Raw genomic sequence first — 20,406 nt, 5'->3', positions numbered from 1 at the left:
CCGGGCTTCCCCGGCTTCCCCGGTGTCAGGATCGTGCGTCCCCGCACTCCCCGTCGAGGGCCCCGCTCACCGCTTCCATCACCCGGGCGGCGGCTGCGAGCTCTGTCTCGTCGAACCCCGCGACGGCAGCCCGGATCGCTGCGAGCTTCGGCCCGAACATTCGGAAGAAGTCCATCCGCGCAGCCGGAGTGAGCCGCACCACCCGAGCTCGACGGTCGCTCGGGTGCCGGCCGCGTTCGATGTGACCGGACTCCGCGAGGCGATCCAGCAGCTTACTCGTCGAGGCGGTCGAGATCCGCAGGTGGCTCGCGATTTCGTGGGGGCTCACAAGCTGGCCCTGTTCTTCGCGGATGATGAGCAATCGGAGCGCGGCGACGTCGGTGGTGTTCATGAGCATCCCGTGCCGCATCTCGCCCGACATGCGATCGTGCGAGTCCCCGAATCCGCGCACCGCACGGAGCACGTCGAGCACGACTCGATCGCGCTCGGTGGCGGCGGAACTCGCCGGCCCCGATTGGTCCTCACGCATACAACTATCTTGCCTCGCACGGCCTCACTTTGCCGCCATGACAAACGGCACTAGCAAAACACGAGCTCACGTTGGACAATGTCACGATGGAAGCCATCCAACCGAGTGCGCTACCAACCTGTCCTGGCTGCCGGACCACGCTGATGTGGCCCGTCAGAGGCGGCTGGCACTGCGACGAATGCGAACTGGTGATGCTCGATCCCGCGGTCGACGAGGACTTCAGCTAGCCGCGCCTAACGACCGCCGCTCAGCCGCCGCGCCTCTCGGTCGATCTCCTCCTCGGTGATCGGGCGATTTCGCGGTCCGAAGGTCGAACTGCCCACGAAGAACAACGCGATGAGGAAGCCTATCGTCGGCCAGAGCGGCCAGTATCCGTCTGGCGCGCCACTCACGAGCCAGATCACGTTCATCAGAATGGTCAGCGCCGAGAACGAGAGGACGAGCCCCCAGAAATGACGCTTCTTGTGGATCCGCCGCTTGGCGGCCTCCCGAGTTTCATCATCCATAGCTACATAAGAGCATTCGGATGGCGAACACACAAGGTGGATGTTCTGCACCGCCCAGGGCACTCGCAGGCCTCGAGCCGGAGCGCTGCGCCGGAGGGCTTAGCGATTGCGATTGGGCAGGCTACGCTCATCTGTATGGAAACAAAGACCGAGGACGGCGTCGAGTACACGCTCACCCGCCGCGACGCGCCAGACAATGATCTGCACAATTGGTACTGGCTCGGATCGAACGGGCAGGTGCTCGAGCTCAACGAAGCCGAAATGCGCGCGCTCAAGATCAGCGACGTGATCCTCGACGACGAGACGCACGATTGAGCCGCGCCGCGGTCGCGGTCGCGCTCGCGGCCGTGCTCGCGACGAGCGCTTGCGCCGCGGCGCAGCCTGAGGTGCGGCTTCCCCCGGAGCACGCGGTCCCCGACTACCAGCTCGGCGGCGCCTTCGACCCCGCCCCCGGGGTCACCCTCGTGGTGCGGGATCGCGAGGCCTCGCCCGACCCGGCACACTACTCCGTCTGCTACATCAACGCGTTCCAGACCCAACCGGGCGAGGCCGCGGATTGGCCGCGCGACCTGCTGCTTCGCGATGACGGCGAGGAGGTCGCGGATCCCGACTGGCCAGACGAGGTCCTCCTTGACACCTCCTCCGCCCAGAAGCGCTCCCGTATCACTGAGCGCGTCGCGTCGTGGATCAGGGGGTGCGCGGACGCAGGCTTCGCCGCGGTCGAGTTCGACAATCTCGACTCGTTCACGAGGTCACACGACCTGCTCACGATCGAGGACAACCTGGCCCTTGCCTCGGAGATCGCCGCGACGGCGCACGACGCGGGCCTCGCCGTCGGCCAGAAGAATGCCGCTGAGACGACCGCCCGCGCGAAGCAAGAGGCCGGTTTCGACTTCGCCGTCGCCGAGGAATGCGCGGCGTTCGAGGAGTGCGACGCGTACTCCGACGTCTACGGCGCGCGCGTGATTGACATCGAGTACACCGACCAGCTGCCGCGGCCGTTTGCCGAGCTCTGCGCAGAAAACGGGGATCCGGCCTGGATGATTCTGCGCGACCGTGACCTGGCGCCCGCCGGAGACCCGGCGCACACCTTCGCTCGCTGCACCAGCTGAGCACCAGGTGACGCCGTATTTCTGCCGAACGAAATGATGCTGGGCAGGGCATGGACCCGGTGTTACTCTTGCCCAGGGGATCACGGTCCCGCGCAGAAATCGCGCGGGCCGCGGGGCGAAGTCGTATGAAAAACAGCGCAGTTACCCCTCAGCACTCGACCCATCGCCACACCCACCGGCCCGCACCCAGACGGCCACACCCTCGATGTCGGAATACCCGGACGCACCCGCGTATCCGCTCGTGAAGATCGCAACGCACCCACAAGGCGCGGCCCGATCGCTCGTATCCAGTGCACGAGGCCCTCACCCTCTCGCGCACCGCACCCGAACGAAACGGAGAACCCCATGACCGATCCGAAACAGCAGCTCGATCCCCACGCGAGTCTCGCAGGGGCGCAGTCCGTCTCTGAGGAGGAAATCTTTCAGGCGCATCTCGGTGGCAAGCTGAGCGTCGAGCTCGGCAGCCCACTCGTGGACCGACGGGATCTCTCCATCGCCTACACCCCGGGCGTCGCGCAGGTGAGCCGCGCGATCGCGGGCAACCCGGAGATCGCGAAGTCGCACACGTGGGCCTCGCGGCTCGTCGCCGTCGTCTCTGATGGCACGGCCGTGCTGGGGCTCGGCGATATCGGCGCAAGCGCCTCCCTTCCCGTGATGGAGGGCAAGAGCGCCCTCTTCCGGCGATTCGCCGGTCTTAACTCGATCCCGATTGTCCTCGACACCACCGACGTTGACGAGATCGTCGAGACGCTCGTCCGGATCTCCCCGAGCTTTGGCGCGGTCAACCTCGAGGACGTCTCGGCACCGCGCTGCTTCGAACTCGAGCAGCGGCTGATCGAGGCCCTCGACATGCCCGTCATGCACGACGACCAGCACGGCACGGCGATCGTGGTACTCGCGGCGCTCACGAACGCCGCGCGCGTCGTCGGCAAGGAACTCGGAAGCCTCAAGGTTGCGATCCTCGGCGCGGGATCGGCCGGCATTGCCGTGACCGAGATCCTCCTCGCGGTGGGGGTCGAAGACATCGTGCTCCTCGACTCGCGCGGCATCATCTCGCGTGATCGCGGCGACCTCACCGGCTTCAAGCGGGACATCGCCGAGCGGACGAACCCGCGCAGTCTCTCCGGCGGCACCGCCGAGGCGCTCGCGGGCGCGGACGTATTCATCGGCGTTTCCTCGGGCAAGGTCCCCGAGGAGCACGTGGTCTCAATGGCCGCGGACTCGATCGTGTTCGCGCTCTCGAACCCGGACCCCGAGATCGACCCGGCCATCGCCGTGAAGCACGCGGCCGTCGTCGCCACGGGCCGTAGCGACTTCCCGAACCAGATCAACAACGTACTGGCGTTCCCCGGTGTGTTCCGAGGCGCGCTCGATGCCGGCGCGAGGCGGATCACCCAGGGCATGAAGATCGCCGCCGCGCAGGCGATCGCCGATCTCGTGCCGCAGCCCGCCCGGGCAGACGTGATCGTTCCGAACCCGTTCACCCCCGGCGTGGCGGAGGCCGTCGCCCAGGCCGTCATGGACGTGGCACGTACCGAGCGATAGCCGCCTCTTCGATCCGGGAGCGGTCAGGAGGTCCTGACCGCTCCCGGATCCCGCGCTACACCCCCTCGTACCGTCGAGCCCCGCCGCGCACCTCCGCGAGCCTGAAGCGCCCGCGCGTGGTGCGCGGCAGTAGCCGGTCCGTCACCTCAGGGGTTTCGCCTCTGGCCGTGTGCAGCGCGCGGTACTCAGGCACCCCGAGGGCGGCGCGCGCATCGAGCTTGGCCGCGATCCCGCCGCTCCCGCTGCGCGTCGTCGCCGCGGGCCCGACCGTCCCGGTCAGGAATTCGCTCACGCTCCCTGAGCCGTAACTGAACCACCCGATCCGATCCCCAGTGCTGAGGGGTTCTTCCCCCAGCCCGTACTCGAGCAGGCCAGCGAGCGCCGCATATACGGACGCGGCGTAGCTATTTCCCATGCGCGAGTTGATGGCCTCGCCCGCGGTGTTGCCCGCACCGTCGAGGTCCCGTCCCACGACGGAGGAGAGTCTACGCAGGCCCTTCTGCGCCATTTTTCCGAAGGGCTGGTGGAACAGGATCGCGGCGAGCCTCTCGACGCTCGGGCCACCTCGCGCAGCGAGATCCAGCCACGACGATTCGACCCCGTCCAGATAGGCGGCGACCGACAGCTCGCCGTCAACGAGAGCCTCGAGCATGCCGTTCGGCCGCCAGAAGTCGTCGACCTCAGCGGTAAAGCGCCCGGAGACGGGGTCGAGTTCGACGAGCGCCGGCGCGGCCGACACGAGCATCGCTACCGCGCCGGCGCCCTGGGTGGGCTCCCCCGGACTGTCGAGCGCGTAGCGCGCAACGTCGCTCGCGATCACGAGTACCCGCTCCTGCGGGGCGCGAGCCACCATGCCGGCCGCGGCCTGCAGGGCCGCCGTGCCTCCGTAGCAGGCCTGCTTGACCTCGGCGACCCGCATGCTCGCCGGGAGCCCGAGCAGTCGATGAACCCAGAGACCGGCGGCCTTCGATTGATCGATCCCCGATTCTGTGGCGAAGAGCAGCGTCGTGATGCCTTCCACGCCGGTGCGCGCGAGCAGCTCGGCCGCGGCCTCCGCGCCGATCGTCACCGCGTCCTCATCCGGTGCGGGGAAGCTCATCTCCCGCTGGCCAAGGCCGATCAGGTACTTTGCCGGATCGGTGCCGTTGTGCTCCGCGAGCTCACTCAGGCTCACCACGAAGTGCGATGTCGCGACTTCGAGGTCATGGATACCGACGCTGATCCCGCGCTCCGATGCACCCCGCGGCATCAGGCTCGCCTCGGCGCGCTGCGCTCGAGCCGCAGGTGCGTGGCCATGAGTTCGCCCGGGTTGGTCTGAGCGGCGAGCAGCGAGAGCTCACCGCACAGCACGGTCGCAGCGGCGAGCGCCGCGAGTCGCCGCGCGTTTCCCCCGGGCTCCCGTTCCTCTCTGCACCCCATGCGCTCGAGCGCCCGCTCGATGTCCGGGTGGTGTTTGCCGCTGCCCACCGTCCCCACGATGAGATTCGGGATCGTGCAGGAGAAGTAGAGGCCCTCGTCGCGCGCCTCCGCGTACGTGATGCCCTGCGAGCCCTCGACGATGTTGGCCGCGTCCTGCCCGGTGGCGAGGTAGATCGCGAGCAGCATGTTGGCGTAGTGCGCGTTCGCCGAACGCAGCGAACCCGCGATCGTACTCCCGACCAGGTTCTTGCGCACCGCGAGCTCAGCGATCGCATGCGCCGTGGTGCGGAGGCGCCGCACGACGATCTCGTTGGGGATGAGCATCTCCGCGACGGCGCTGCGGCCACGGCCGAGGATCCCGTTGACGGCGCTCACCTTCTTGTCGCTGCAGAAGTTGCCGGAGATCGATCCGTAGTCGAGGCGAAGGCCCCAGGCGAGGATCCGCCGCATGATCGTGTCGGCGGCCTTGGTCACCATGTTGTGCCCCGCCGCGTCGCCCGTCTCGAAGGCGAATCGCACAAAGAGCAGGTTGCCCACGATTTCCGTGTGCGCCTCGAGGAGCCGCGCGTGGCGGCTGCTCGCTGCCGTGAGGTCCTGCAGTTCGGGGAGTCGCGCGACGATTTCGCGCGCCGCCGCGTCGGCGACGGTCGCACTCGACGCGACGAAGAGCGTGGACCGCGTCATCCGCTCCCCCACGATCGTGACGATCACCCCGTCCCACACTTCCCGCGAGATGCTCGCACCCCGACCCACGGAGGGCCAGAGCGGACTCTCGAACGTCGCGAGCGGGACCTCCACCTCGCCAGTCACGGCCCCGCTGAGGCGCATCGGCCCGACCCACCGCGTCGGGATTGCGGTGGACGTTGCTGTCTCCGTAGGTGTGATCACGTCTTCTCTCCTGATTCTGACCCGGGTTCCTGCGTCCCGAGCGATGCGGCGGGCGGGCGTCTCCGCGCGAGCGCGCTCGCGTCAATTCCGCGCAGCCCGCAATATTCGAGGAGCCTGCCGCGCACGAGCAGGTCTCGCTCCTCGAGGGCGGCGGGATCCGGCGCCCCGAGCAGTGCGAGCAGCGCGCGCAGTTGGCCCTGCCACGCCTCAATGCGGTCGATGAGGGCCGGACCGCCGCCGTCGAGCGCGACGCGCAGGAAGGCTCCGGCGATCCCGACCCCGCGCGCGCCGAGGGCGAGGCACTTGACGGCGTCCAGCGGGTTCCGGATCCCGCCCGAGGCGAGCACGGTGACGTCCTCGCGGCCCGCCGCTTCGAGCAGGCATTCTGCGGTGCTCTGTCCGAAGCCGGCGAGCATGGCGAACCCATCATCGCCCCTGCGTTCGTTTTCGATCGCGAGGAAGTCGGTCCCCCCTCGCCCGCTCACGTCGACCGTGTGCACACCGAGCGCTCCGAGCTCGTCGATCGTGCGGCGGCTCAGCCCGAAACCGACCTCCTTGACGATCACGGGGACCGGTGACGCCGCGATGAGGGCCTGGAGCGAGTCGCGCCAGCCGCCGAGCTCACGGCTCCCCTCGGTCATCGCAATCTCCTGCACGGCGTTGAGGTGGATCTGCAGCGCATCGGCCCCCACGAGTTCGACGGCCCGCACGGCGTCAGCTGCCGGACGGTCGGCCCCCAGGTTGGCAAATACGATCCCTTCCGGATTCTCCTCCCGGATCACCGTGAACGACGGCGCCGTGCGGGGATCGTCGAGTGCGATCGATACGGATCCGCACCCCATCGGCACTCCGGTCTCCCTCGCGGCGGCCGCGAGCGCCCGGTTCACGCCGCGGGCGGCGTCGGTGCCGCCCGTCATCCCGTTGATGAACAGCGGGCACGGCCAGCGCGCCCCGGCGACCTCAACCGAGAGCTCCACGTCTGCGCTGTCGATGCCGCCGAGCGCGTGGTGGATGAACTGCAGCTCGTCAAAATCGCTCCGCGCCGCGCCCGCTTCGCGCGCGGTGGCCTGGCCGTGCGCGAGCCGCAGGTGGTCGTTCTTCCGCTCCGCCCGGAGCCCGTGGGCGGTTGCTGGTGCGAACTCGGCGCGCTCAGATCCCATCGGTGCCCCCGCTCGGCGCGTGCACGGAGAGGCTCAGCGGCACGATCTCGTTGCGCTCCCATTCGCTCAGGATCCCAGCCGGATCAGCCTCGCCCGGCGCGAGCACGATCCCGCAGTCGCCCCCTCCCGCACCTGAGGGTTTGGCCGCCGCCCCGTTCCGCTCGGCGATGTCGCACAGCGCGCACAGCCGGGGTGTCTCGATCTCGATGCCCGAGGCCAGGCCGAGGTTGCGCATCAAGCGCCGCGCCCGCCGGATTGCGGCGAGTGCCCCGGGCAGCTCCGTCCTCAGGGAGTTTGCCACGGCCTCGACGCAGACCCTGCTCTCGTCCACGAAGGGCACGAGAGGGCGGTGTTCGCCCGCCTGTGCGGCGAGTCGCGTGGGGCCAGAGGTGCTCGACGCTCGCGCGATCCCGGAGACGAGGCGCTCCGTCGACGCGGGAATACCGGTCCAACCGGTGAGGAGGCGCAGCCGCGAGGGGTGCGGCAGTCGCTCGAGTTCGGTGCGCTGCCACGGGGCCGCCTGCAGCGCGCGGGCGACGCCGTGCTCGGCTCGCGCCTCGTGCAGCGCTCCGCGATCCGGTGAGACATACCTGATCCATCCGCCAAACGTACTCGCAGCGAGATCCCCTCCGGAGGCATTCGGCGCGATCTCGATCGTCGCGAGCAGTGAGAGCCTGAAGCGCTCGGCGCGCGTGAGGCTGAGTCCGTAGAACTCGTCCAGCGCAGCGATCACGGCGACCGTGACCGCCGCAGAAGAGCCGAGGCCGAGCTTTCTCCCGCTCACGTCGTCGAGCTCGCTCCGGATCTCGAGATCGAAGTACCTCGGCCTGATCCCGAGCTCCGCGCGGAGCTGCTCGACCGCGTGGATGGCCGCGAACACGTAGTCGACCGGTTCGTGCTCGCGCACGATCTCACCGCTCTCGGGGTCTCTCACCCACACGAGCGGCGACCGGCCGTACTCCTCGGAGCGAACGCGCCCCTCCTCGAAGCTCTCCGTAAGCCGGAGCGTGATGAATCGATCGACCGCGACGAGCACCGCCGGCTCTCCCGGCTCGACCACGGCGTACTCGCCCGCGATGAATAGTTTGCCCGGGGCCCGCACTTCGATCACGCGGCCACCCCGCTTCGCACGGGGCTCGGAACGAGTGCAGCTCCCGGCCCCGGCGCGACAACCTGCGCGGGCGCGAAGTGGCTGAGTGCTGTCGCCATCGCCTCTGCGTCCTCTGGCCTTACGAGGACCGCCACGTTCGGGCCGGCGTCGGCCGTAGCGTAGCCCTCGAGGCCCTGCTCGCGAAGCTGCTTGACGGCGTCACACACAGCGACGCTCGTGGCAGACAGGTATCCCGCCTCGGGCGTGGTCTCCCGGATCAGCGCGTGCATGCGCGTCGCGTGGGACTCGGTCAGCTCACCCATGCGTGTGAAGTCCCTGTCGCGGCAGGCGTCCAGCATGTCGTCGAGGTGGCGCTCGCTTGTCGCGATCCAGTCGGTGAACGCCCGCCGATGGTTTGCCGCCCTTCGCATGGCCTCACGGCTCGAGACGCGCTTCTCCCGCCCGTCGAGGAGCAGGATCACGAGCCGCAGCTCGAGCGCGTCGACCGGCTCGGCAAACGACGCTGCGTCGTCCCCCGCATGCCAGACCGCATAGCCCGAGACGATCGAACGAGCCGCCGAACCCGATCCTCTGCGCGCGAGCCGGCTGAGTTGCCGAGCATCCAGCTGCAGGCCGTATGCGGTCGCGGCCGCGCGCGCGAGCGCGGCGAAGCCCGCCGCTGAGCTCGCAAGACCCGCGCCAGTGGGCGCCGTGTTGTCTGTGGTGACGAGGGCCGCCCGCGGGTCTCCGGCCCGCTCGCGCACCAGCTCGAGGAAGCCGGCGACCCGGGCGAGCGGCTCCCCGGTGACCCGCGCGCCGTTCAGGACGAGGGCGTCCGCGGCCCGGGCTCCGTCGATCGTCACAGTGGTCGTCGTCGGGAAGGCGTCGAGCGTCATCGAGAGCGAGCCGGCGACCGGCAGCACGAGTGCTTCGTCGCGCTTGCCCCAGTACTTAATCAGAGCGATGTTCGGGTGGGCGATTGCCGTGGCAGCACTCATTCGTCACTCACCGTCGCCTGCCAGGTGCGCACTGCACCTGCGGCACGGAGCTTGCGCGCGATCCGCGTCGCCGATTCCGGATCCCTCGCGAGCACGAGCAGGCACCCGCCGAGGCCTCCTCCCGTGAGCTTGGCGCCGAGGGCTCCGGCACCCAGCGCCGTGGTGGCAAGCGCGTCAATGCAAGCGGTGCTCACGCCGATGCGGGCGAGCGCAGTATGGGCCTCGCTCATACGCTCGCCGAGCGCGTCCTGATCCCCGCTCGCGAGCTCGGTGGCGGCCCCTTCCGCGAGATCGCCGAGGTGGAAGAGGAGTGATTCGATTCGTTCTCCCTCCTGCCGTCTGCGGGCCGCGACGAGTCCCACCGCCTGCGCGGTCGACGCCGGCAGCCCTGAGTCCGCGATGACGAAGTGGAACCTGCGTCCGATGCTCATCCGGTCGCCCACGCCATCCTGGAATCGGATGGGGCCGGTGGCCGCGACGGCGCGCGCGTCGACACCGCTCGGGCGGCCGTGTGCGATCTGTTCAGACTGCTGCACGACCGAGAACAGGAGCCCGGGTTTGAGGTGAACGTTGCCGGCGGCCGCAGCCGCCCTGGCGATCGCCGCGGCGACCGCCGCACTCGATCCGAGGCCGCGCGAGTGCGGAATCGAGCTCCTGATGCGCAGGTCGAACGACCGCGGGTACAGGCCGGCGACGAGGAGGGAGTTCTCGAGCGCTGCCGTGACGGGGCGAAGTGCTTCGGGGGCCCCTGCGGCCTCACCGGCGTAGAGCGCGCTCTCGATGCGCGACGGCTCTCCCGGTGTCGCGCGCAGCTCGGCGTGGGTTTCGAGCTGCGGAAGCGGAAGGGCGATTGCTGGCGCCCCGAACATGACCGCGTGCTCGCCAAAGAGGATGACCTTGGCGTGGGCGGAGCCGAGGCCGATCAAGCGGTGCCCGTCTGCGGCGTGGCGGACGTGCGAGCCGCGAGTGTGAAGCGTGAATGTCATACGTGTCCATTTCGATTGGCGAATGCCCGGCAGCGCGATGCCGGTGCATGCCTGAAGCGGGACGGTACGCCCGTCCCGCTTCAGCGGTGTCGCGCGGCCCTTTACGGAGCCGGGTTGATCACGCGACCCCAGGTGCTCTTGTTGCCCCAGATGTTCTGGCGGAGTCCCTCGAGCTGGAGCGCCTGACTGTGGTCCACGAAGAGGTTCACCTCGTTGCCGTAGTTCTTGATGTACCACTCGAACACGGGCCCGTCTGCTGCCTCGAACATCACGTTCTCGAGCCCGAGTCCGTTGATGATCGACGCGGCGGCGCCCGTGTTCCACTCGCCGACGTTCTCGGTGATGCCCTCGGACTCGATCATGATGATCGATGCGCCCGCGTCGAGCGCCCGGCGACCCCGATCGATCAGGTCCCCGATGTCCTTCTGGCTCTCCGCGGCCAGCTCGGCCTCGCTCGAGTCGCCGCCCGAGCCGATCTGGATCCCGAGCTCGGGCTTCGCCTTGAGCCCCGCCTTGACGACCTTCTCGACGAGGCGGAGGAGCCCCGAGGTGTTGAGCATGATGAAGCCGGTGGAGATCTCGATCACGTCGAAGCCGACCTCCTTCGCCTCCTTGAGGTACTGGTCGACGGCGTCGTCTCCGTAGCGCAGGACTGTCTCGATCCACCCTCCGGAGGAGACGTATGCGCCGTGGGCGTGGGCGATGTCGCTGAACTTGCGCACCTGCTCGGTGGGGGCGAGGGCGAAGGAGCCGCCCGCCCACTTGATGCCGTCGATCCACTGGCCGGCGACGTCGAAGACGTCTTCCAGATGGCGGGTGCCGAACGTGGCGTAGTACGGGGCCCGGATCTCGGTCATCCCAAAGGTGCGGGGCTTGGCCGGCCGGTAGGCCCTGGGGACAAAGTTGAATGAGACGTCGTGTGGAACTGCGTGGGTCATGCTGTTTCCTCTCTGCGTTTCGGTTCTCGGGATCCGGGGCGCGGGCCTAGCCGTCGCGCGTCGTCGAAACCCGGGCAAGCGCCGCGGTGAGTTCCGCGGTGGTGCGGTTCTCGAGATCGTGCACGATCGCGTCGATCTCGTCCCTCAGTTCCTGGCTAGCGAAGGGCGCGGTGAGCGCGTCGAACTTGGCTCGAGCCGCCGCCCAGTCGAGAGGGTTGTCGTGGAAGCCGTGGTAGCTGTCCTGCGAGGAGTGGAAGATGGTGCCGTCGGCCATGATGACCTCCAAGTCCGCCGGCATCTGATCCGGGAACCGGTTGGAGAAGTCCTGCTTCGGGGTGATCTCGATCCGAGTCATGAGGCCCTGCACATCCGCCGCCTCAATGCGCTCCTGCGCGTACTGCTCCGGGTTCAGGCTGCCGTCGAGCAGCACCGCCGCCAGCATCCACGGAAGCGAGTGGTCGGCCTCCTCCTTGGTGCGAACGAGTCGCTTACTCCCCTCTTCGCCACCACCGATGATCGAGTAGGCAACATCGAAGGTGTGCAGGCGAACCTTCTCGATCGCGCGGACATTGAAGCCGTCTTGCGCGCGCACATCCTGCGCAGCGTCCAGAGCCGACTGGGAGTGAATCTCCGCGTTGTGCTTCTTGATGATGGTGCGGAGCACGCTCTCAAGGTTCTCCGCCGACCAGTCGAGTTCGAAGGGGCCAGCGATCGAGTCTTTGAACCCCTTGTTCCCCTCGAACACCTCCTCAGGACCGGTGATCCCGCGAGAGGCAAGGAGCGCCGCGAAGGTTCCCTCCTTGGACACATGCGGATACGCGAGCCCCTTCCAATGGCTCAGGTTGCCGGTGCGTGTCACGCGCAGGGCGACGTTTGCCGTGCCCGCGATCGCGATCGCGTTCGCAATCTGCTCCGAGGGGAGACGCATCGCCTTGGCAGCCGAGGCCGCTGCGGCGAACGCCCCCTGAGTGGTGTGGTCGAAGCCCTTCGCTCGCACCGGAGCCACGTCCGACAGTCGGGTGTGCACCTGGTAGGCGACCGCAATCGCGGTCAGCAGCTCCGCACCAGACGCGTCGACGCTCTCCGCCGACGCGAGCACTGCCCCAATATTGTCGGAGGGGTGGTTCGTTTCACCCTTCGCGAGATACGAGTCCATGAAATCGAGATACCGGCTGGCGGCACTGTTGAAGAACGCAGCGCGCTCTGGGCTGGTGCGGCCACCCCCGATCATGGTCGCGGTGGGCGTTCCGCCGAGGTCGTCGAGGAGGCCGCGGATCGCGATGATCGGCTCCGCATCCAGCGCCCCGATCGCGACCCCGAGCGTATCGAGGAGTCTGATCTTCAGCTGCTCCACCGCATCCGGGCTGATCGCCTCGAACTTCGCCGCATGAACAAATTCTGCGAGTTTCTGTACTTCGGTCACACACACCACCCTTTTCATCAGATGAAGGCTTGCCTAACCTCAGGCTACCGTTGCGTGCCGTCGCGGGTCAAGGGTAGCCACGCGTTCGGAGGACGCTGGCAGCTTTGGGGCGTTTGCCCCGGCTGCGGCCCTTCCCCGGCGCGGTCCCGCCCGTTGAGTTGACCCAAACTGACGCAAATCCGCGATTAAGCGTCAGTTTGGGTCAACTCAAGGCTCGGCGGGGATCCGGCGGCGACGCCCCCCTCCAGCAGCGAGAGGAGCGACAGCACCGTCGGCGTAGAGCACGCGCCGCCGTACGCGCCGGGCCGCAGGCGTCTACCCGCGTCGCAAAAGGAGCGGGGCTGACCAGGCGATCAGGCCGAAGCCGACGACACTGATCGCGATCCGGAGCCAGAGCGGAAAGCCAGAGGCGCCACCCTGTTCCCTCCGATGCGGACGACACCGCCCTCCGCGGAGACGTTCGGGAGCCGCGCCCCGGGATCCGGGCTGGAACCGACGCCGTGCGAGAATCGGCTGCGGGCTCTGGGCCAGCGGGGCCGTCACCCGGAACTCACAACCCTTCGGGATCTGGATCACCGTAATCTCCGAGGCGTCGGAGGCGGATCCCCCACACCGCCTCATGGATCAGCAGCTGCGCGGCCCGTTTCACTGGTTCAGGCAGGAGCACTTCTCCAAGGGGATCCCGGCTGGCACCCGGCTGGTCGACACGATCACGGTCGACTCGCCGAGCTACGGACGCCTCGCTGAGCGCCTCATCCTGGTCCGGTATCCGCGCCGCCTGATCGCCGAAGGGAACCGCGCGCTCACCCAACCGGAGCCGAGGGGAGCGCCGGGTTCCCGCCCGGGTTCGCCCGAGTCCGGGGCCGTTGCCCCGCGCGACTCGATGCGCTCGAGAGCGGGTGGCTAGTGTCGCGGGTCGGGATCGAGTCAGCCTCCGCTGGCACGCCCAACGGTGCGGGCCATGCGGCGGCGCCGCTCCCCGCGCTCAGCGTACTGATCGCGGGGAACGCGACCGTCAGCCCCCGGCCTGCTGGCGCACCCACTCCTGCCAATGGGCGAGATCGAATTGGGCGCCCCGCGCGGTGCCGAGCTGGAGCAGGCTCTGGTCGCTGTTCCAGCCGAGGGCGACCTTCCATGGATCGCCGCCGGTGTCGGCCACGAACTGATAGTAGGAGCCAGCCGCACTGTAGAAGAGGTGCGCATCCTCGCTGTTGAAGATGTCGTCGGAGAGCGCGCCCTCGCCGAGGTTCAGGATGTTCTGCGCGGTCCGCGGATCGCCGAAATACCCGTTGCCCACGCCGGCGTAGTTCTCGAAGAAGCGGGCGAAGCCCTCGACCTTCTGGGAGTGCCCGATCACGAACGCTTGCTCGTCCGGAGCCGCCGTTTCATGGATCACGTGGGCAAACTCGTGCACGAACACCGCGGTCCGATCGTCGGCCGACTTGGGCGACATCGTCACGATCATGCCCGAGTTTCCCTCGCCGACCGCAATCTCCGGATCGATCTCCATCGCCGTCGAGGCCGGCTTGAGCGTCTGGGTCGCGATTCCCGCGACGTCGAAGACAACCTGATCGGGCCCGTACCAGCGGCTGAACGCGTCCTCGCTGTCCGTGATCGCCGCGACGAATCCGTCGAGCGGCGGGTCGCCCCCCATCTGCTTGGTCTTGTCGAGCGCGAGCTTCGCGGCGGCCTCCGCTTCCTCCACAGTGCCGTCGATCAGGGCCTTTTCGCTCGCAAGCCCGAAGAGCACGACGTGGTCGCGCTTCGCCGCGTACACCTCGCCGTCGTCCCAGGGCATGCGCGAGTCGGCTGTCGGCGTCACCGCTGAGATTTTGAGGGTGTCCCCGTCGTTCACGCTGTAGCTGACGTCGTAGTTGAACGACTGCGTCAGCTTCAACCCGGCACTGCTCAGGCCGCTTCCGCGGTCCGCGTGAGCCGAGAAGGCGAGCTGCGCGCCGAGCGTGATCTGGTCGATCGTCGAGCCGGTCGACTCCTCGTAGCGGGCGCTCGGAAGCGCGTACCCGAGATCCCAGCCGATCGCCTTCGTGCCGTCCCACCAGCGGGCCAGCGATTCCTTGGCCTCGTCCCCGTCGGCGAAGGCGAGAAACGCTTCGCGGTCCCCCGCGGCCATCGCGTCGTTGAGTTCCATCCAGGCCGCGCCGAGACCGCCGCGTTCGCCCGCGCGGGACCAGACCTCGAGGCCGTTACTCGGGAGATCCGAGGCTGCCCCCGCCGGGACCCCCTTCGGCACAAAGAAGAATGAGACTCCCGCGATCATCGCGAGGATCAGGACTGCGGCGCCCCCCATCGCGAGGCGCGCGATCAGACGCCCACGCCTGACCCGGGCCTCCGGATCCCGGACCTCGGGATCCAGCGCATCCGGATCCAGCGCCGTCTGCCCCTGGGGCCGGCCGTCCTGCGGGGCCATGTGCTGCTCGCTCACTTCTTCTCCCCCTTGCCGGGCGTCGCGGCCTCCACGACCGACACGAGCGCCGCACGGGCGTCGCCCGGGCCGCCACCCTCGGCCCGCACCAGCATGAACGTCGCGACGTAGGTCCCGTTCTTGCCCTCAAACGGGAACTCCATGATCGGCGTCAGCTCGTCGCCGCCGAATAGCTCACCGACGCTCGTGATTTCCGGGAGCGCGCCGACGCCCGAGAGCGGGTCGAAAGCCGGGACACTCGCGGCGATGTCGTCGCGGTCGAGACCCTCGGAGAGCAGCACGTTTTCGCCGCCATCGTAGAGGCAGTTCGAGACGAACTCCCCGTCGACCCGAAGGTGAGTGGACATGTCATCGAAGGCCTGCGGCCCCGAATCGCACGATGACTTGAAGCCCGAGTCGGTGGGCTCCGTCATCGTGGTGCTCCAGACCTCCTGGGCATCCTTGTCCTTCGGGTCACCGAGCCGGAAGACCCGCCACGGCCCCTTCGCCGTCTCACGCTTGAAGGTGTCGGCCTGCTGCGGCCTCGAGTCTCCGTAGTAGTAGGGGCGCGCCAGCCACACGACTTGCTCGACGGTGGACTCGTAGCTCTCACCGTCGAAGGTGTAGTTGTAGGTGATGGTCACGGGGGCGGTCCCCATGTCCGTCTGATCGGGGGCGGGTGCCGTGTCCCGGTACCAGTTGTTCGTGAACAGCTCGAGTTCGCCGACCTCAACCGACACCTTCAGGTCGAGCGCCTCGGCCGTGTTCTTCTCGCCGCCGATGGGCGCACCGACGGCGACGCGGCTCGCGAACTGAGGCGTCGCGAAGTCCCGCCACCCGTCGTCCTGCTGCGAGGCAGCAGCGACGAAGCCGTCAAGGACCTCCTGCGCCTGCTCAACCTCCGCGTTTCTCGCCTGGTTCACGAGGATCGGCGCGAGCACGCCGCCCGTGACGATGAGGGCGACGCAGACCCCGAGCGTCGCCCAGGTGCCCGCGTTCCAGATGCGCGGGCCGCGGGGCCGCACGGGAGCGGCCGGCTGCTGCAAGGGAGCCGGCTCCTGCGGCGCAATCGCGGCCTGAGCTGGTGCTGTGTGCTCCGTCCAACGCTGACCGTCCCACCAGCGAAGCTGCGCAGCCTGCTCCGGATCCGGGTACCACCCGGGTACGATCTCGCTCACGTTCCGACTGCCCCCACTTCGCATTCAGGACGGCAGCCCTGTGGATTGCCTATCGATTTACCCTACCGGACCAACGAATACGCATCGGGGCCCGGCCCCGGCCGGGCGTGATCGAAGGCTCAGGAGATCGAGGATTCCCCGATCTCCGTGTCGAGCGCGGTGCCGTTGAGCTCCAGGTAGAGCTGCCCCTCGGTGACCGACACCGTGACCGTATTGCGCCGGGCGAGCTCGCTCACCGCGGCCTCGATGAACGCGGGCGCAAAGGACCTGATCCGGAGCTGCTCGGCGCGGTGGATCCCCTTCCCATCCCAGTTCGGGAGCAACCGCTCGGGATCTCGGTGGGTGTAGACGGACGCGCGGCCGGCGAGCTTCATACCGTGGTGCAGCCGCTGCCAGTCGGGGGCCCCGACCTCGATCCAGTGCGTCACCGCCCCCGTGAGGTCGCGCACGAGCACCGCAGGCTCCTCCGTTGACGAGATGCCGCCGGCCCCGAACGCGATCCCCTCCTCGTATTCGAGGCAGTACGCGAGCAGCCGCGTGACCATGAACGCGTCCGTCTCGGAGGGGTGCCTCGCGATCCGGAGGGACAGCTCCTCGTAGACGCCGCGGTCGACGTCCGCGAGCTGCACCTCACACGTGTGGATCGTCGCACCTATCGCCATAGGGCTCGAGCCTAGCGCTTCGCGGAGCCGGCGGATCCGTGCTGCAATTCGGCGAGCGATGCCTCGAGCAGCTCGACCTCGGCTTCGTTGCCCGCAAACTCAAGCGCGCGCTCGTACGCGGCCGATGCCGCAGGCGCGTCGCCGAGCTCCGCGAGGGTCACTGCACGGGCAACGTGAAAGGGCCGAAAACGCACCATCCTCGCGTCGCCGCCGAGGGCATCGAGCAGCTCGAGGCCCGCCGCGGGCCCGCTCGCGCGGCCGATTGCGATCGCGCGCCCGAGGCGCACGACGGGCCCCGGATCAACCGCCTCGAGCATCCCGTAGAGCACCGCGATCTGGCGCCAGTCCGTGGCCTCGAACGAGCCCGCCTCGGCGTGTACCGCGGCGATGGCCGCCTGAATCGCATAGCCACCGGCCCCGCGCATCCCGGCGGCGCGCTCCGCGAGGGCGATCCCGCGCTGCAGCGCGGAGCGGTCCCAGCGTCCACGGTCCTGTTCAGCGAGCGGAACCGGCAGTCCGTCGGCGCCGGTTCGCGCGTCCCGGCGCGCCTCGGAGAGCACGAGCAGCGCGATGAGCCCGCGGGTCTCCGCGGTGCCAGGCACGAGCTCCTCGAGGAGCTCGGCGAGCCGGATCGCCTCCGCCGTGAGGTCGGCGCGAACGTGCGAGTCGCCTGTCGACCTGGCGAATCCCTCGGAGAACAGGAGATAGATCATGCGCCGAATGTCGGGCACGCGCGCCTCCACGTCCGCACCGGAGGGAGGGCTGAACGCGATGCCGAGGCGACGCACGCGCGCCTTGGCCCGGGTGATCCGCTGCTGCAGCGTCGGGCGCGGCATGAGCAGCGCGTGGGCGATCTCGGTCGTCGTGAGCCCGGCGACGAAGCGCAGGGTGAGCGCGAGCCGGTCCTCCTCCTGTAGCGCCGGGTGGGCGCACGCGAAGAAGAGGCCCAGGCGGTCGTCCCGGATCTCCGTGGCTGTCGCTTGGGCAAGCTCCGCGGGATCGCGCAGCTCCTCCGGCACAGGCTCGCGCTCAAGCTGCGCGCCCACCCGAGCGGCGCTGCGATCCCGCGCCTGCTCACCGCGGAGCTCGTCGACGGCGGCGCGCTTTGCGACCGTCACGATCCAGGCCTCAGGGGAACGCGGGATCCCCTCTCGGGGCCAGTGCTTGAGCGCTCGGGAGAGCGCCTCCTGCAGCGCGTCCTCCGCGAGGTCCAGGTCGCGGAACTTCCCGACAAGCGCCGCGAGCAGGCGCGCCCGGCTCTCGCGGTCGACTGCCGCGAGCACCGGACGCACCGATCCAGGGCCCCGCCCCGGATCCGCCTCAGCGCGCATTGTCCTGGTCAGTACGGCGCGACTTCTCGCACCTCGACGTGCCCGCCTGGTGCGGACGCCGGGCTCTTCTTCGCCCACATGATCGCATCTTCGAGGCTGTCGACCTCGATGATGTAGGTGCCGCCGACGAACTCGTTCACCTCGGCGTACGGCCCCGAGGTGACGACCCGCTCGCCGCGCTCGTCGGTGCTGACGATCGTAGCGGGATCCGAGCCCTCCAGCGCGAACGAGCTCACGACGACGCCCGCCTTCGTGATCTCCTCGTCGAAGGCGAAGAATTCCTCCGGGCTCGCGCCGCCTTCCTCGCCGCAATCCGGGGTCTGGTGATGCCCCATCAGGAGCAGTGCGTACTTCATGGTTCCTCCTTGTTCGGATGCCGGACCGTGCGGCCCGACATCTCACTGACGTTCGGCGGACCCGGGAATCGACACCGGCGGCGAAAATCTTGCAAGATCCGCGCCTCAGTACCGCAGCACGGCCAGCCCGTCGCCGTCGATCTCGCCCAGCGTGCGCAGCGTGCCCTTGTTCGTCAGGGTCCCGATGAGGGCCCAGTTCGCGAGTGCCGCCGCGTCCGGATCCGCGATCGCCTGCGCCCCGCGGGGCAGGAAGAGCGTGTCGACGCGCCCCTCTTCCGCGGCCTTCGCGATCTCCGCGAGATCGAAGGCGCCCTTCCCTCCGTGGGCCAGGGAGCGGGCGTGATCCTGCTCCTCCGCCTCGTGCGCCGTCTCGCTCTCGTTCACCAGGCGCCAGGCCGCGGAGCGGAGCTCATCCGGCTGCAGATGCTCCGGGTTGCCCGCCACGACCCCGTCGAAGATCGCCGGGTACGGGCACTCGGCGGTGAAGATCGGCAGGTACTCGGCGACGGCGGCGAGCACGAGCGGCTGCGAGCGGGCGGTCCCCAGGCGGGTCGCGATCGCTTGCCCGACCGCGCGGATGTACTTCTCGAGCAGCATGCGGCTCACGTCGCCCGTCGTGCCCTGGTAGCTCGGGGCGCGATCGGTGCCTCCGGATCCGGCGCGCACGTCGACCACGCGCTCCGGGAGTTCGTCGATGACCTCGTCGAAGGAGGCTGGCACATTTTCGAGCGGCAGCTCCCGGATCACGTTTCGCGAGGTATCGAAGAGCCTCACCTGGTTCTTCGTCAGGGCGAGCACGTAGAGCCTGCGGTCGCTCGCGAGCACCGGCGCGACAGGGAGCAGGTTGAACGCGTCGCCGATCGTGAGGCCGTCTTGCAGCTCGACTGGCACCCTGACCGGGAGGAAAAACCCGTCTGCGACGAACACGATGAGGCCGCGGCTCTGCAGCCGCCAGTAGCTCGAATCCTCGAGCAGCTCCTCGACCGGGGCGAGCAGCGGGCCGATCTCGCCGTCGGCGAGGCCCGCCTCGGCGAGCCGACCCCTGGCCTCCTTGAGCTGGATCTTCAGCGTGAGCATCGACAGCTTGTCGTCCTGCCCCGAAACCTCGGTGTGCACAGTGAACGTGATCTTGACACCTCCCTCGCCCTGTCGCTCCAGGACCGGCCCGAAATCGAGCGTGTCCACAGTTCCCTGGGAGTGGTGTGTCATATCCCGCACCTTTCTAGCGCCTCGCGTCGGCCCTCCGTGTCGGGCGCAACGCACCTTCTGATGCCCCTCCAGGATAGATTCCAATCACGGGGGTACCGCAAGGGGGAATGAGCCGATCAGGGGCGCATGAGTGCGGCAATCTCTGCGATTGAGCGCCCGTGGGCGAGGCGGAAGCAGTCGACGGCGCGCGCCGAATGCAGCTGGGCCGTCTGCTCGCCGACGGTCGACCAGCGCCGGTTCCCCGGCGGCCAGTCCCCCATTCGGCGCAGTTCCGGCACCGTCTCGGGCGGATGGTCCGGGATCGCGACAAGCCCGCCCGCCTCCCGGGCGACGGCCGCGACGGCGGCGACGAGCCAGCACTCGGCGAACCCGACGGGCCGGATCGACGCGCCTCCCGTGCGATCGTCGCCCGCCTCGATCCGCGTCATCGTGTCGAGACGGGCGACACTCCACCCGGCTCCGCAGAGCTCAAATCGGAGGAGGCGATCATTGTGTAGCGCAATCCTGGAGCCGAAGGACTCGAGGATCGCGACGCACTCCGGCGAGATGAGTCGCTCGTCGCACTCGGCTTCCCGCCGGCGCTGCTCGCGCTCGTCGGCTGCTGCGGCAATCGGCCGGTATTCCTCCTGGATATCCCGCACCCTCGCGGCTTCT

General features: G+C 68.8%; 22 protein-coding genes. 5 read left to right on the top strand and 17 right to left on the bottom strand.

The window, feature by feature from the left end:
- Positions 1-25: 25 nt before the first annotated feature.
- Complete coding sequence (locus ACOPJ3_RS05540) at positions 26-529, bottom strand: MarR family winged helix-turn-helix transcriptional regulator (protein WP_427870837.1); 504 nt, start codon at positions 527-529, stop codon at positions 26-28.
- An 86-nt stretch (positions 530-615) separates the two neighbouring features.
- Between ACOPJ3_RS05540 and ACOPJ3_RS05535 the strand changes: the two genes are divergently transcribed.
- On the top strand, positions 616-756 hold the full coding sequence (locus tag ACOPJ3_RS05535; RefSeq protein ID WP_427870836.1) for a hypothetical protein: 141 nt from the start codon (positions 616-618) through the stop codon (positions 754-756).
- 6 nt (positions 757-762) lie between these two features.
- Here ACOPJ3_RS05535 and ACOPJ3_RS05530 read toward each other — a convergent pair whose 3' ends face one another.
- The gene (locus ACOPJ3_RS05530; RefSeq protein WP_427870835.1) at positions 763-1,035 is read right to left on the bottom strand and encodes a 2TM domain-containing protein; all 273 of its coding nucleotides are present in this window, start codon (positions 1,033-1,035) and stop codon (positions 763-765) included.
- Between the two features lie 135 nt (positions 1,036-1,170).
- Between ACOPJ3_RS05530 and ACOPJ3_RS05525 the strand changes: the two genes are divergently transcribed.
- From ACOPJ3_RS05525 to ACOPJ3_RS05515, 3 genes are all read left to right on the top strand, one after another.
- Positions 1,171-1,350: a hypothetical protein gene (locus tag ACOPJ3_RS05525; protein WP_427870834.1), complete on the top strand. Its 180-nt coding sequence runs from the start codon at positions 1,171-1,173 to the stop codon at positions 1,348-1,350.
- The gene (locus ACOPJ3_RS05520; RefSeq protein ID WP_427870833.1) at positions 1,347-2,147 is read left to right on the top strand and encodes an endo alpha-1,4 polygalactosaminidase; all 801 of its coding nucleotides are present in this window, start codon (positions 1,347-1,349) and stop codon (positions 2,145-2,147) included. The genes ACOPJ3_RS05525 and ACOPJ3_RS05520 overlap by 4 nt, the downstream gene beginning before the upstream one ends.
- Before the next feature lie 345 nt (positions 2,148-2,492).
- Positions 2,493-3,692 carry an NAD(P)-dependent malic enzyme gene (locus ACOPJ3_RS05515; protein WP_427870832.1) on the top strand — a complete coding sequence of 400 codons (1,200 nt, stop codon included), beginning with the start codon at positions 2,493-2,495 and terminating at the stop codon, positions 3,690-3,692.
- Positions 3,693-3,747: 55 nt separating this feature from the next.
- Here the strand turns inward: ACOPJ3_RS05515 and ACOPJ3_RS05510 are convergent, their stop codons facing one another.
- The 8 genes from ACOPJ3_RS05510 to ACOPJ3_RS05475 form a co-directional block, all read right to left on the bottom strand.
- Positions 3,748-4,941 carry a hydroxymethylglutaryl-CoA synthase gene (locus tag ACOPJ3_RS05510; protein WP_427870831.1) on the bottom strand — a complete coding sequence of 398 codons (1,194 nt, stop codon included), beginning with the start codon at positions 4,939-4,941 and terminating at the stop codon, positions 3,748-3,750.
- The gene (locus tag ACOPJ3_RS05505) at positions 4,941-5,999 is read right to left on the bottom strand and encodes a hydroxymethylglutaryl-CoA reductase (protein ID WP_427870830.1); all 1,059 of its coding nucleotides are present in this window, start codon (positions 5,997-5,999) and stop codon (positions 4,941-4,943) included. Before ACOPJ3_RS05505 ends, ACOPJ3_RS05510 begins: the two co-directional genes overlap by 1 nt.
- Positions 5,996-7,159, bottom strand: a complete 1,164-nt coding sequence (fni, locus tag ACOPJ3_RS05500; protein ID WP_427870829.1) for a type 2 isopentenyl-diphosphate Delta-isomerase — start codon at positions 7,157-7,159, stop codon at positions 5,996-5,998. The genes ACOPJ3_RS05505 and fni overlap by 4 nt, the downstream gene beginning before the upstream one ends.
- Positions 7,149-8,270 (bottom strand): phosphomevalonate kinase, encoded by a 1,122-nt coding sequence (locus ACOPJ3_RS05495; RefSeq protein ID WP_427870828.1) that lies wholly within the window; start codon positions 8,268-8,270, stop codon positions 7,149-7,151. The genes fni and ACOPJ3_RS05495 overlap by 11 nt, the downstream gene beginning before the upstream one ends.
- The gene (mvaD, locus tag ACOPJ3_RS05490; RefSeq protein ID WP_427870827.1) at positions 8,267-9,247 is read right to left on the bottom strand and encodes a diphosphomevalonate decarboxylase; all 981 of its coding nucleotides are present in this window, start codon (positions 9,245-9,247) and stop codon (positions 8,267-8,269) included. Before mvaD ends, ACOPJ3_RS05495 begins: the two co-directional genes overlap by 4 nt.
- Positions 9,244-10,233, bottom strand: a complete 990-nt coding sequence (gene mvk / locus ACOPJ3_RS05485; RefSeq protein ID WP_427870826.1) for a mevalonate kinase — start codon at positions 10,231-10,233, stop codon at positions 9,244-9,246. Before mvk ends, mvaD begins: the two co-directional genes overlap by 4 nt.
- Positions 10,234-10,334: 101 nt before the next feature.
- Positions 10,335-11,171 carry a phosphosulfolactate synthase gene (locus ACOPJ3_RS05480; RefSeq protein ID WP_427870825.1) on the bottom strand — a complete coding sequence of 279 codons (837 nt, stop codon included), beginning with the start codon at positions 11,169-11,171 and terminating at the stop codon, positions 10,335-10,337.
- 46 nt (positions 11,172-11,217) lie between these two features.
- Positions 11,218-12,594, bottom strand: a complete 1,377-nt coding sequence (locus ACOPJ3_RS05475) for an MmgE/PrpD family protein (RefSeq protein WP_427870824.1) — start codon at positions 12,592-12,594, stop codon at positions 11,218-11,220.
- 619 nt (positions 12,595-13,213) lie between these two features.
- On the opposite strand from ACOPJ3_RS05475, the gene ACOPJ3_RS05470 reads away from it, so the two are divergent.
- Positions 13,214-13,501 carry a hypothetical protein gene (locus tag ACOPJ3_RS05470; RefSeq protein WP_427870823.1) on the top strand — a complete coding sequence of 96 codons (288 nt, stop codon included), beginning with the start codon at positions 13,214-13,216 and terminating at the stop codon, positions 13,499-13,501.
- A 108-nt stretch (positions 13,502-13,609) separates the two neighbouring features.
- Here ACOPJ3_RS05470 and ACOPJ3_RS05465 read toward each other — a convergent pair whose 3' ends face one another.
- The 7 genes from ACOPJ3_RS05465 to ACOPJ3_RS05435 all read right to left on the bottom strand — a co-directional run bounded on the left by ACOPJ3_RS05465 (position 13,610) and on the right by ACOPJ3_RS05435 (position 20,393).
- Positions 13,610-15,037, bottom strand: a complete 1,428-nt coding sequence (locus tag ACOPJ3_RS05465; protein WP_427870822.1) for a hypothetical protein — start codon at positions 15,035-15,037, stop codon at positions 13,610-13,612.
- Positions 15,034-16,194, bottom strand: coding sequence for a DUF2510 domain-containing protein (locus ACOPJ3_RS05460; protein WP_427870821.1), 1,161 nt, complete (start codon positions 16,192-16,194; stop codon positions 15,034-15,036). Before ACOPJ3_RS05460 ends, ACOPJ3_RS05465 begins: the two co-directional genes overlap by 4 nt.
- A gap of 119 nt (positions 16,195-16,313) precedes the next feature.
- Positions 16,314-16,856, bottom strand: coding sequence for a YaeQ family protein (locus ACOPJ3_RS05455; RefSeq protein ID WP_427870820.1), 543 nt, complete (start codon positions 16,854-16,856; stop codon positions 16,314-16,316).
- 11 nt (positions 16,857-16,867) lie between these two features.
- A complete protein-coding gene (locus ACOPJ3_RS05450) occupies positions 16,868-18,139 on the bottom strand; it encodes an RNA polymerase sigma factor (RefSeq protein WP_427870819.1) in 1,272 nt (423 codons plus the stop codon).
- A 56-nt stretch (positions 18,140-18,195) separates the two neighbouring features.
- Positions 18,196-18,543 carry a YciI family protein gene (locus tag ACOPJ3_RS05445; RefSeq protein ID WP_427870818.1) on the bottom strand — a complete coding sequence of 116 codons (348 nt, stop codon included), beginning with the start codon at positions 18,541-18,543 and terminating at the stop codon, positions 18,196-18,198.
- 105 nt (positions 18,544-18,648) lie between these two features.
- Positions 18,649-19,752 (bottom strand): hypothetical protein, encoded by a 1,104-nt coding sequence (locus ACOPJ3_RS05440; protein WP_427870817.1) that lies wholly within the window; start codon positions 19,750-19,752, stop codon positions 18,649-18,651.
- A 116-nt stretch (positions 19,753-19,868) separates the two neighbouring features.
- Positions 19,869-20,393, bottom strand: a complete 525-nt coding sequence (locus ACOPJ3_RS05435; protein WP_427870816.1) for a hypothetical protein — start codon at positions 20,391-20,393, stop codon at positions 19,869-19,871.
- Positions 20,394-20,406: the final 13 nt, after the last annotated feature.

It is taken from the genome of Leucobacter luti (assembly GCF_050310065.1).
GTDB lineage: Bacteria > Actinomycetota > Actinomycetes > Actinomycetales > Microbacteriaceae > Leucobacter > Leucobacter luti_B.
Note: the sequence above shows the minus strand (reverse complement) of the source record. Positions and strands in the feature narration are given on the sequence as shown.